General features: G+C 70.6%; 12 protein-coding genes. 1 reads left to right on the top strand and 11 read right to left on the bottom strand.

The features are described 5' to 3' along the window. Positions 1–155 precede the first annotated feature (155 nt). The 6 genes from RB628_RS12245 to RB628_RS12220 form a co-directional block, all read right to left on the bottom strand. Entirely contained in the window at positions 156–830 is a 675-nt protein-coding gene (locus tag RB628_RS12245) for a histidine phosphatase family protein (RefSeq protein ID WP_318320389.1), read from the bottom strand. Next, on the bottom strand, positions 827–1,270 hold the full coding sequence (gene rsfS, locus RB628_RS12240; RefSeq protein ID WP_318320388.1) for a ribosome silencing factor: 444 nt from the start codon (positions 1,268–1,270) through the stop codon (positions 827–829). The genes RB628_RS12245 and rsfS overlap by 4 nt, the downstream gene beginning before the upstream one ends. Positions 1,271–1,464: 194 nt before the next feature. Then, positions 1,465–3,228 carry an LCP family protein gene (locus RB628_RS12235; RefSeq protein WP_318320387.1) on the bottom strand — a complete coding sequence of 588 codons (1,764 nt, stop codon included), beginning with the start codon at positions 3,226–3,228 and terminating at the stop codon, positions 1,465–1,467. Positions 3,229–3,244: 16 nt separating this feature from the next. After that, on the bottom strand, positions 3,245–3,949 hold the full coding sequence (gene nadD / locus RB628_RS12230; protein ID WP_318320386.1) for a nicotinate-nucleotide adenylyltransferase: 705 nt from the start codon (positions 3,947–3,949) through the stop codon (positions 3,245–3,247). Positions 3,950–4,015: 66 nt separating this feature from the next. Continuing rightward, positions 4,016–4,180, bottom strand: a complete 165-nt coding sequence (locus RB628_RS12225) for a hypothetical protein (protein ID WP_318320385.1) — start codon at positions 4,178–4,180, stop codon at positions 4,016–4,018. 121 nt (positions 4,181–4,301) lie between these two features. Beyond that, positions 4,302–4,463, bottom strand: a complete 162-nt coding sequence (locus RB628_RS12220) for a hypothetical protein (protein WP_318320384.1) — start codon at positions 4,461–4,463, stop codon at positions 4,302–4,304. A gap of 100 nt (positions 4,464–4,563) precedes the next feature. On the opposite strand from RB628_RS12220, the gene RB628_RS12215 reads away from it, so the two are divergent. Continuing rightward, on the top strand, positions 4,564–5,676 hold the full coding sequence (locus RB628_RS12215) for a M48 family metallopeptidase (protein WP_318320383.1): 1,113 nt from the start codon (positions 4,564–4,566) through the stop codon (positions 5,674–5,676). Positions 5,677–5,700: 24 nt separating this feature from the next. On the opposite strand, the gene RB628_RS12210 is transcribed toward RB628_RS12215, so the two are convergent. From RB628_RS12210 to proB, 5 genes are all read right to left on the bottom strand, one after another. Beyond that, positions 5,701–6,771 carry a hypothetical protein gene (locus RB628_RS12210; RefSeq protein WP_318320382.1) on the bottom strand — a complete coding sequence of 357 codons (1,071 nt, stop codon included), beginning with the start codon at positions 6,769–6,771 and terminating at the stop codon, positions 5,701–5,703. 98 nt (positions 6,772–6,869) lie between these two features. Then, complete coding sequence (locus tag RB628_RS12205) at positions 6,870–7,466, bottom strand: hypothetical protein (RefSeq protein ID WP_318320381.1); 597 nt, start codon at positions 7,464–7,466, stop codon at positions 6,870–6,872. A 182-nt stretch (positions 7,467–7,648) separates the two neighbouring features. Next, entirely contained in the window at positions 7,649–8,935 is a 1,287-nt protein-coding gene (locus RB628_RS12200; protein WP_318320380.1) for a glutamate-5-semialdehyde dehydrogenase, read from the bottom strand. Positions 8,936–9,033: 98 nt separating this feature from the next. Then, positions 9,034–9,498, bottom strand: a complete 465-nt coding sequence (locus RB628_RS12195; protein WP_318320438.1) for a hypothetical protein — start codon at positions 9,496–9,498, stop codon at positions 9,034–9,036. Positions 9,499–9,695: 197 nt separating this feature from the next. Continuing rightward, positions 9,696–10,823, bottom strand: coding sequence for a glutamate 5-kinase (gene proB / locus RB628_RS12190; protein ID WP_318320379.1), 1,128 nt, complete (start codon positions 10,821–10,823; stop codon positions 9,696–9,698). Positions 10,824–10,934: the final 111 nt, after the last annotated feature.

Here is a 10,934-nt window from a genome sequence, read left to right as displayed (position 1 = left end):
TCCTGACCTCCTGCATGCCATGCAGGCGCTCTACCAACTGAGCTATAGCCCCTCGTACTGCTCTGCCCGGCGGGGCGAACAAGAAGAACTTTAGCCTGCGACCAGCCGGAAAGTGAAATCCGGGTCCCGCCTCTGACGGGGTTCGGGGAGGGTGTTCAGTCGTCGTCGCCGAGCACCGGCTCGGGCAGCGTGCCGGCGTTGTGCTCCAGGAGGCGCCAGCCGCGGGCACCCTCGCCGAGGACGGACCAACAGCAGTTGGAGAGACCACCGAGGCTCTCCCAGTGACCGGACTCCAGGCCGAGCAGGCGCCCGATGGTGGTCCGGATGGTGCCGCCGTGGCTGACCACCACGAGGGTGCCCCCGTCGGGGATCTTCTCGGCGTGCCGCAGCACCACGGGGGCGGCGCGGTCGGCGACCTCGGTCTCCAGTTCGCCGCCGCCGCGGCGGATCGGCTCACCGAGCTTCCACGCGGCGTACTCGTCGCCGTGGCGGGCGATGATCTCCTCGTGCGTCAGCCCCTGCCAGACGCCCGCGTAGGTCTCACGCAGGCCCTCCTCGTGCGTCACCGTGAGGCCGGTGAGTACGGCGAGTTCGTGCGCGGTGTTCGCCGCGCGCCGGAGGTCCGAGGCGACGATCGCGTCGGGCTTGAGGGAGGCGAGCAGCCGGGCGGCACGGCGGGCCTGGCCGATGCCGATCTCGGTGAGCCCGACATCGGTGGTGCCCTGGAAGCGCCGCTCGACGTTCCACGACGTCTGGCCGTGGCGCCACAGGATGAGGCGGCGGCCCGGGCCCGGCTTGCGGCCGGTCCCGGCGGAGGCGGGGGCCGTCACCGCAGTCCTCCGAAGTCGGCGGTGTCCTCCTCGGCCTGAAGCTTGGCGTGCTCGGCGGCCTTGCCGCGGGTGGCCTTGGCGTCGGCGGGCAGCTCCAGCTCGGGGCAGTCCTTCCAGAGCCGCTCCAGGGCGTAGAAGACGCGCTCCTCGCTGTGCTGGACGTGGACGACGATGTCGACGTAGTCCAGGAGCACCCAGCGGGCCTCGCGGTCGCCCTCGCGGCGGACCGGCTTGGTGCCGAGTTCCTTGCTGAGCCGCTCCTCGATCTCGTCGACGATCGACTTGACCTGACGGTCGTTGGGTGCGGAGGCCAGCAGGAAGGCGTCCGTGATCGACAGCACGTCGCTGACGTCGTAGGCGATGATGTCGTGCGCGAGCTTGTCGGCAGCCGCCTGCGCGGCGGCGGAGATGAGCTCGATGGAACGGTCAGTGGCGGTCACTACAAGGCTTTCGGTCGGCGGTCGGGAACCCGTGCGGGTTACCCAAGGGTCTCACGGACCGCCGACACCACCCCACGTCATTACCGGATCACACCCCGGGCACCCGCTCCAGGCCCGGGGTGCCCCGACATTCGGTCGCTATCCGGTCGCTCCGTCACCCCGTCGCTCCGTCACCCCGTCACCCCGTCACCCCGTCACGAGGCGGGCTCGTAGTCCTGGCCGAGGATCACGGAGACGTCAGCGTTCGAGGTGACCGTGCCCTTCTTCACCGAGCTGGTGGGCAGGCCCAGCGTCTTGGCGGCCTCTGTGGCGTTCTCCTTGTCGGCGGCGTCGGCGTAGGTGACCTGGGACGTGGCGCGGGCGGCGTCGGCCGTACCGGCCTCCAGGAAGGTGAAGCCGCCGTTGAGAAGGACGACGCGGGCCTTCTCGGTGTCGCCCTTGTCGCCGGTGGCGTTCTGGACGGAGACACGCACCGCGGCGTCCTTTTCGGGGCTCTTGGCGGTGCCGCCGAGCACGGCCTTGACGACCGTCGAGGCGGCCTGGGCACTCAGCGTGCCGTCGCCCTGGACGGGCAGCAGCGCGGTCTTGTAGTCGCCGCCCTTGGCGAGGTCGGCGAGCCTGGCGAGGAAGCTGCCGAGGTCCTTGTCGGTCAGCGAGGGGTCGAGGATCTGCGCGAGCGTCTGCACGGTGACCGTCGCGGCCTGGGCGTCGGAGGACAGCTTGCGCAGCACGCCCTGCATGACCTGTCCGAACCGCTCCAACTGGGCGTCCTGGGTCTCGCCGGAGGCGAGGTAGGTGGCGTAGGCGACCGCCATCTTCCCGCTGAGGGTCTGGCCCTCGCCCTTCTTCACCAGGGGAGCCGTGCCCTTCTTCGTGGCGTCCGGGTCGGGCACGTCGGCGTTGGTGTCGATGTCGATGTTGCCGACCAGCTCGACGAGGTTCTGCAGGTAGGGGGTGTCGAGCCGCCAGGTGCCCTCGATGTCGGTGCCGAGGACGGTGTCGAGCGCGTCACGCGTCCCGGAGGAGCCGTCGTCGTCGACGGACTTGGCGAGCGTTGTCGTGGAGCCGTCGTCGTCGGTCAGGGCGAGGGAGTTGGGCAGCAGGACGGTGGAGCCCTGCTTGGTGGTGGCGTTGTCGACGAGCAGCACCGTCGAGGTGCCGCCCTTCTTCGTGTTGTGCAGGTGGACGACGACGACGTCCCGCTTCTGGGCCGCAGCGCCGGCCGCACCGCCGGCCGTCGTGTCCGAGGAGGACGTTCCGGGCAGCTTCCCCGCGTACCAGAGGTAACCGACCCCGCCCACCGCCACCAGGGCGAGAACGACGACCATGGCTATGGCGCGGCCGCGGGCTCGGCGCTTGGCCTCCTCGCGGCGTTCGGTGCGGTTCTCGGTGAAGTTCAGCCAGTCGATGACGTCCTCGGAGTCGCCGTCGGGCTGCTCGACGAAGGCGAACTGCTGGGTGCTGTAGTCGCGCTCGCCCGGGTCCTGCGGTCCGCCCTGAGCCTGCGGACCGTCGTCCTCGACCGGGCCGCCCTGCTGTGGGACGAAGGCGGTCTGTTCGGCCTGCGCGGTCCGTGCCACGGGCGTCGCCTGCTCGGCGGCCCCGGGCTCCTGCCCACCGCCCGCCGCCTGCCCGTAGGGGTCGTACCCGGTGGCCGGATTGCCGGCGCCGTAGGGGTCGTACCCGGTGGCCGGATTGCCGGCGCCGTAGGGGTCGTACGAGGGGGCGGGCTGTTGCTGCCCGGTCGCGTACGGGTCGTAGCCGTACCCCTCGTACCCCTGTGTCCGGGGGGCCTGCTGTGCGTAGGGGTCGTACGGCTGCTCCCCCGGCTGTACCTGTTGCTGGTACTGCTGCTGTGGCGGCGGCACCTGCTGGTAGACAGGCCGGCCGTGTTCGTCGTAGCCGACGATCTCGTACTGCTGGTCGCCGTCGTACCCCGAGTCGTATCGGTCGTTCACCGGTGCCCCTCTCGGCTCACTCGCCGCGGTACAGCTCGCGCTTGTCGATGTAGCGCACCACACCGTCCGGCACCAGATACCAGACCGGGTCGCCCTTGGCGACCCTCGCACGGCAGCCTGTGGACGAGATGGCCAGAGCGGGAACCTCGACCAGCGAGACACCGCCCTCCGGGAGTCCCGGGTCGGTCAGGGTGTGGCCGGGCCGGGTGACCCCGATGAAGTGCGCGAGGGAGAACAGTTCGTCGGCGTCGCGCCAGGTGAGGATCTGGCCGAGCGCGTCGGCGCCCGTGATGAAGAAGAGGTCCGTGTCGGGGTTGAGCGCGCGCAGGTCGCGCAGGGTGTCCGTGGTGTACGTCGGGCCACCGCGGTCGATGTCGATGCGGCTGACCGAGAACTGGGGGTTCTCGGCGGTGGCGATGACCGTCATCAGGTAGCGGTCCTCGGCCGGCGACACCTTGCGGTCGGTCTTCTGCCACGGCTGTCCGGTCGGTACGAACACCACCTCGTCGAGGTGGAACTGCGCGGCGACCTCGCTGGCCGCCACGAGGTGCCCGTGGTGGATCGGGTCGAATGTGCCGCCCATGACGCCGAGGCGGCGCTTGCCCGGCCTCGACGGGCCGTTGCCGGGTACGCGCCGGAGCTCCCGGCGGTTCTCCGCGTCGTGCGCCGGACGGTCCCCGGCGTTGTCCGCCGGACCGGTAGGCATGTCCTGCTCTCCCATGCGTGCGACCCTACCGGCCCGGCCTGAGGGCACCGGCCACAGCCTCGGAAGCCTTCTGGACCGGACTCAGCGGTCGCGGTTGAAACGAGTGGTGATCCACAGCAGGAGCATCAGGATGAAGAAGGCGCCGCCACCGGTGAGGTAGGGGTTGAGGCTCTCGTGGTTACCGCCGTGCTCCTCGCCCTCGGCGGCAAGGGTGACCAACTGGGCTGCGGCGCTGTGGAAGCTCATCTTCGGCAGGACCTATCCGGTGAGGGCGGGATAAAGACGTCGGCTCATCGTAAGGGTGCGCGCCGACGCGGATCACGCCGACTCCGCCCACGGGCGTGGGGAGGGGAACTTCCGGCCCGCCTCAGTCGTCCTTCTGCCTGTACCCCCGCAACAGGAACAACGCGGTCAGGACGCAGCCGAAGAACATCACGATCAGCACGACCCGGAGCAGATCCCCGGATCCCTGCTTCTCGGCGGCGCTCGCGGCCTCGGTGATCCAGTTGGCGACGGGGGTGTGGTCCATCGGATCGCTCCTTACGGTGTGCTGCCCCGCCACGGTATCTCCGCCTAGGCTGGGCCCCGCTTCGGGGGCACACAGGGCAATCAGACGCATGGGGGAACACATGTCCGACGACAGCCACGAGAGCAACGGAATCGGGCCGGACGGCCACGAGAACGTGCCCAGCAGACAGCGCACCCGCTTTCCCGGGATCTCCTCACGGGCGTACGAGCACCCGGCCGACCGCTCCGCCCTGGTCGCCCTGCGCAGGCTCAGCGGGTTCGACACCGTCTTCAAGGCGCTCAGCGGACTGCTTCCCGAGCGCAGTCTGCGGCTGCTGTTCCTGTCCGACTCCGTGCGCGTCTCGGACCAGCAGTTCACTCATCTGAACGCCATGCTGCGGGACGCCTGCGACATCCTGGACCTGGAGAAGGTCCCGCCGATGTACGTCAACCAGGACCCCCAGCCCAACGCGATGTGCATCGGCCTGGACGAGCCGATCATCGTCGTCACCACGGGCCTCGTCGAGCTGCTCGACGAGGAGGAGATGCGGGCCGTCGTCGGGCACGAGGTCGGACACGCCCTCTCCGGCCACTCCGTCTACCGGACCATCCTGCTCTTCCTGACCAGTCTGGCCCTCCGCGTCGCCTGGATCCCGCTCGGCAACATCGCGATCATGACGATCGTCACCGCCCTTCGCGAGTGGTTCCGCAAGTCGGAGCTGTCCGCCGACCGCGCGGGACTCCTCGTCGGCCAGGACCTCAAGGCCTCGATGCGCGGTCTGATGAAGATCGCCGGCGGCAACCACCTGCACGAGATGAACGTGGACGCGTTCCTCGCCCAGGCCGAGGAGTACGAGGCGGGGGGCGACCTGCGCGACTCCGTACTGAAGATCCTCAACGTCCTCCCCCGCACCCACCCCTTCACGGCCGTGCGCGCCGCCGAGCTGAAGAAGTGGGCCGAGTCCCGCGACCACCAGCGGATCATGGACGGTCACTACCCGCGCCGCGCCGAGGACAACGACACCTCGGTCTCCGGCTCGTTCCGCGAGTCGGCGACGAGCTATGCGACCGACGTCAAGAACTCCAAGGACCCGCTGATGAAGCTGGTCGCCGACATCGCCGGCGGGGCGGGCGACCTCGGCGGCCGGGTCCGGCGCGGATTCGGTGGCTTCGGCAACTCCGCACCCGGCGACTCCGCGCCGCCCAAGGACCAGCCCCCGCGCGACAACGGCTGACCTGTACGGCGACGGGGGATCAGGTCACACCTTCGGCTGCGCCCCGGCCGCCAGCGAGCCGCACAGCGCCGTGGTGCCGCCCGTCGCGTACGGATCCGTACCGGCGGGTCCGCCCTCCTTGGCGGTCTGGCCGGCCAGCAGCGGGCGGAAGTGGTTCGCGGAGTCATCGGCGCAGGACAGCGGCCCGGCCTGCACGAAGGAGACGAGCAGCTGGGCCTGGTGCATCCGCAGGTCGTCGCGGTCGAAGCTGAAGTGCAGCTCGCGCCGGACGGTGAAGAGAGACGCCTTCGCCTTGTCGTCGGCGCCGGTCGGCCGCAGCGCGTACACGAAGGTGTGGTCCGCGACGACCTCCAGGGTCGTCGCGTCGGCCTCGGTGGCCCGCATGGTGCCCCGTACCCGGATTCTGTCGTCGGCCAGCCGGGCACGGGAGGGGTCGAAGCGAACCAGCCATCCGGTGGGCGCGTGCCTGCCGTCGGCGACCGGGCGGTCGAAGCTCTGGTCGAACTGGCCGAGCTGGTCCGGATCGAGCATCACCCGCACGGCCCGGACCTCGCTGCCGGTGAGCACCTCCGGATAGAGCGAGGACTCGACTATGTAGTCCTTGGCGGTGGTCAGGGCGCTGACGACCTGGCTGTCCGAGAAGTGCGCGGTACGCCGGGTGGCGGGCAGCGCTATGCCCTCCGCGCCTATGCCGAACTGCGCGGCCGGACTATGTGCGAACAGTTGCTCGGTGTCGGTCGCGCCGGGCACGGCGCCCTGCGGCGCGAGCGGGATGACGGTCATGCGCAGCGGCTCGAGGGGCAGCTTGGCGACCGGGCTCTGGTACGGGCTCCGTACGCCCATGTAGATCGCGGTGCCGAAGGCGAGGGCGATCAGCATGACGAGCATCAGCGCCTGCCGGGACAGTCCCCGGTACACGGACGGGCGACGGCGTACGGCGGGTGCGTGGTCGTCCAGACGCTCCTGGGCGGAGAACTCCTGGAGCCGGGCAGCGCGGACGAACGACTCGTCGAAGACGACGGATCGGTACTCGTCCTCGCCGCCCCCGGGGGCAGCCTCGGGTGTCCCCTCAGGTGGGTCTCCTGGTCCGCCCATACATTCAGAGTAGGTCGCAGGAAGCCCCGGTAAACGCCCCGCTCACGACAAGTTCTGACAGGTTCTCACCAGTGGAACAGGGCCCGGGCGGCTTTGGGTCAGGGTGTGCGAGGGATCGCGGAGACGGCCGGCTGGGAGTAGTCGGCCGAGGCCGAAGGAGTCGCCGCGCTGCCCCGCTCAAGGCCGGTCGAGGCGGGCGGCGGCACCTGCTCCTGGCGGCTGGACGACGCCCCCCGGTAGACCGCCGTGAAAGCCAGCGCGACCATGCCGACCCCCATCACGAGTGCGAGTATCCAGGCGACGGGCCGGTGCCAGCGGGAGACCTGTTTGCCGTGCGTGCCCGGAGCGCCGTAGCGGCCCTCCAGGACCTCGGCGCCGTCCGGGTCGTCGCGATCCGGATCGTGGCCGAAATAGCCGGGGTCGTCCGGGCCGAAGCCGTCCTCGTAGCGCTCGTCGTCTCCTCGTGGGCCTCTGGTGCGCGCCCGGCGCGCCTCGGCCTCGGAGGCCTCCGCTCTCGCCTGCGCGGCGGCCAGGAGGCGTTCCACGGCAGTCGGCTCGTGCACCACGGCCGCCCGTACGAAGGCCTCGTCGAAGACCACGGAGGCGAACTCTTCGTCCGACACCCCGCGGTCGTGGTCGTCGTCGGGCTCCCCGCCGTCAGGGAAGAACGGCGTGCCCCCCACGTCCTCCGGCACCTGTCCAGAGTAGACCGGGGGTGTCGTTTTGGGCAGACGGAAGGGAAATTCGGCTGATGGATGAGAGGCTTTTCATCCGCCGTCGGCCGCCGTTGCGCGCCGTGAACCGCCGGGGGCGCAGCGCCGGTCGCACGTCCGCCGTCCGCCGGGCACCCCGGCGGACGGGCCCGCGATCATGCCTCTCAGCGGCGAATGTGCCCGTCGCCTGTGACGATGTACTTCGTGCTGGTCAGCTCCGGCAGCCCCATCGGCCCGCGCGCGTGCAGCTTCTGCGTCGAGATGCCGATCTCCGCGCCGAAACCGAACTGACCGCCGTCGGTGAACCGCGTCGAGGCGTTGACGGCGACCGTCGTCGAGTCGACCAGCTGGGTGAAGCGGCGGGCGGCCTGCTGCGAGGTCGTCACGATCGCCTCCGTGTGCCCGGAGGTCCACAGCCGGATGTGCTCGACGGCCCGGTCCAGCGAGTCGACGACGGCGGCCGCGATGTCGTACGACAGGTACTCGGTCTCCCAGTCCTCCGGGGTCGCCTCGACCACCGTGGCCTTCGAGCCCTTCGCGTACGCCAGCACACGCTCGTCGGCGTGCACGGTGACCCCGGCATCGGCGAGCGCGTCGAGGGCGCGCGGCAGGAAATCGGGGGCGATGTCCTGGTGGACGAGGAGCGTCTCGGCGGAGTTGCAGACACTCGGGCGCTGCGCCTTGGAGTTGAGGAGGATCTCGATCGCCATGTCGAGATCGGCCTGCGCGTCCACGTACACATGGCAGTTGCCCGTGCCGGTCTCGATCACGGGGACGATCGACTCCTGGACGACGGTCCGGATCAGGGAGGCGCCGCCGCGCGGGATGAGTACGTCGACCAGGCCGCGGGCGCGCATCAGTTCCCCTACGGACTCGCGGCCCTCGCCGGGGACGAGCTGGACGGCGTCGGCGGGCAGGCCGGCCCCGCCGACTGCGTCGCGCAGCACCCGTACCAGGGCGGTGTTCGACTCGTACGCCGAGGACGAGCCGCGCAGCAGGACGGCGTTGCCGGACTTCAGACAGAGGGCGGCGGCGTCGACCGTCACGTTCGGGCGGGCCTCGTAGATGATGCCGACGACGCCCAGCGGGACACGGACCTGGCGCAGGTCGATGCCGTTGGGCAGGGTGGAGCCGCGGACGACCTCACCGACCGGGTCGGGCAGCGCCACCACGTCCCGTACGTCGGAGGCGATCGCACGCACCCGCTCCGGGGTGAGCGTCAGCCGGTCGATGACCGTCTCGCTGGTGCCGGCCTCGCGCGCGCGGGCGATGTCCTTGGCGTTGGCCTCGACGATCTCACTCGTACGGACTTCCAGCGCGTCCGCGATGGCGAGCAGCGCGTCGTCCTTCTCGGCCCGCGGGAGCGGGGCGAGGTCGGCGGCGGCGGCCTTGGCGCGGTAGGCGGCCTGTGTGACCGGGGACATCGAGTCGTACGGCGAAAGCGTGGTCATGGGGGAAGCGTAGTGCGCCGGACGGAACCGTCCACCGGCTATCCCAAACCCCGAGACAAGCCGCTCAGACCCCGCAAAAGGGGTGATCCCCGAGCAGATCAGAAGGGGTGGACGCCGACCGGGGTAGCCGGCAACGGGCCGTACCCTTCGGCGATGCGGTGGTGGTAGGTCTCCCGGTCGATGACCTCCAGGCCGACGATCTCCCAGGGCGGCAGCTTCGCGGTCTGGCGGTGCTCGCCCCACAGCCGCAGGGCGACGGCCGCGGCGTCGTGCAGATCGCGGGCCTCCTCCCAGTAGCGGATCTCCGCGTGGTCGTTGGCGTATCTGCTGGTCAGCAGGAAGGGGTGGTCGTGGGCGAGCTGTTCCAGGCCTCGCCGGACCTCCTTCAGCGGAGCCTCGGCGCCGGAGACACTGAGCGTGACATGCCACAGGCGTGGCACGTCCTTCGGCTCCTCGTACGTCTCCTCGTAGCGGGCGCCGGCCGCGACGCTGGTCAAAGCGCGCTCCTCCCCCACCTTGCGGGAGGCGGTTCCACCGCGGGACGCCGCCGCCCCAGGGCGCACTCGTCTCACGACGGCCTCCTTTACCCGATGGTCGTGCGGAATCTCCCTGAAACAGAGAGAAGCAGGTACGCACGCTTCATGGGGCACTTTTGCGGAACGTCCACCTCACGACGGGCGGATTTACGGGGTGTTCCCCCCGTTTTCGGCCCTTTGCGGGACTGATGCGAAGAGAGGTTTTGCAGGTTCGTGGGATGCGGCTAGGGGTTCAGGATGACCAGGTCGTCCCGGTGCACGACCTCCCGCTCGTACGCGGGGCCCAGTTCGCGGGCCAGTTCACGCGTCGAGCGGCCGATCAGCTGGGGGATCTCCTTGGCGTCGAAGTTGACGAGCCCGCGTGCGACCGCGTGACCCGTGCTGTCGCGCAGCTCGACCGGGTCGCCCGCGACGAACTCACCCTCGACCGCGGCGATACCGGCCGGCAGCAGCGACTTGCGCCCCTCGACGACCGCGCGCACCGCGCCGTCGTCGAGAGTGAGCGAGCCCTGGGGGGTGGAGGCGTGCTGGAGCCAGAGCAGACGGTCGGCGGAGCGCCTGCCGGTGGAGTGGAAGTAGGTGCCCGTGTCCCGGCCCGCGAGGGCGTCGGCGGCGTGGATCGCGCTGGTCAGGACCACCGGGATACCGGCGGCGGCGGCGATCCTGGCGGCCTCGACCTTGGTGACCATGCCGCCGGTTCCGACACCGGCCTTGCCCGCCGTGCCGATGTCGACGTGGGCGAGGTCCTCGGGGCCCCGCACCTCGGCGATCCGTGACGTACCGGGCCTGCTGGGGTCGCCGTCGTACACGCCGTCGATGTCGGACAGCAGGACGAGGAGGTCGGCGCGGACGAGGTGGGCGACGAGGGCGGCGAGGCGGTCGTTGTCGCCGAAGCGGATCTCGTCCGTGGCGACGGTGTCGTTCTCGTTGACGACGGGGAGTGCCCCCATCGCGAGGAGCTTGTCGAGGGTGCGCGAGGCGTTGCGGTGATGCGCGCGGCGGCTGGTGTCGTCGGAGGTGAGCAGCACCTGGCCGACGCGGATGCCGTAGCGGGCGCAGGAGGCGGTGTAGCGGGCGACGAGGAGCCCCTGTCCGACGCTGGCGGCGGCCTGCTGGCGGGCCAGGTCCTTGGGGCGCCGGCGCAGGCCGAGCGGGGCGAGGCCTGCGGCGATGGCACCGGAGGAGACCAGAACGATCTCCTTCTCTCCGCCGCTGCGGCTCTTGGCGAGGACGTCGACGAGCGCGTCGACCCTGTCGGCGTCGAGGCCGCCGGCCGCCGTGGTCAGCGACGAGGAACCCACTTTGACGACAATCCTGTGGGCCTCTGCGACGGCCTGCCTTGCCCCTGCCACCTGCGTTGTGTCCCCTCGGGTCGTCCGGCTGCGCTGACGGGCAATTTACGCGAACGGGGATGGGGGCGTGCACGGGTCCAGTGGGCGGACGGGGCGTCTCACCGCGGGGTG

The sequence above is a fragment of the Streptomyces sp. ADMS genome, assembly GCF_033441795.1.
Lineage (GTDB): Bacteria > Actinomycetota > Actinomycetes > Streptomycetales > Streptomycetaceae > Streptomyces.
Note: the sequence above shows the minus strand (reverse complement) of the source record. Positions and strands in the feature narration are given on the sequence as shown.

Excerpts from the sequence above, each read along its gene's own strand:
- RB628_RS12225 (WP_318320385.1), bottom strand. The coding sequence starts at position 4,180 with ATGAGCTTCCACAGCGCCGCAGCCCAGTTGGTCACCCTTGCCGCCGAG.
- RB628_RS12200 (WP_318320380.1), bottom strand. The coding sequence starts at position 8,935 with ATGACCACGCTTTCGCCGTACGACTCGATGTCCCCGGTCACACAGGCC.
- RB628_RS12215 (WP_318320383.1), top strand. The coding sequence starts at position 4,564 with ATGTCCGACGACAGCCACGAGAGCAACGGAATCGGGCCGGACGGCCAC.
- RB628_RS12220 (WP_318320384.1), bottom strand. The coding sequence starts at position 4,463 with ATGGACCACACCCCCGTCGCCAACTGGATCACCGAGGCCGCGAGCGCC.
- nadD (WP_318320386.1), bottom strand. The coding sequence starts at position 3,949 with ATGGGAGAGCAGGACATGCCTACCGGTCCGGCGGACAACGCCGGGGAC.
- RB628_RS12210 (WP_318320382.1), bottom strand. The coding sequence starts at position 6,771 with ATGGGCGGACCAGGAGACCCACCTGAGGGGACACCCGAGGCTGCCCCC.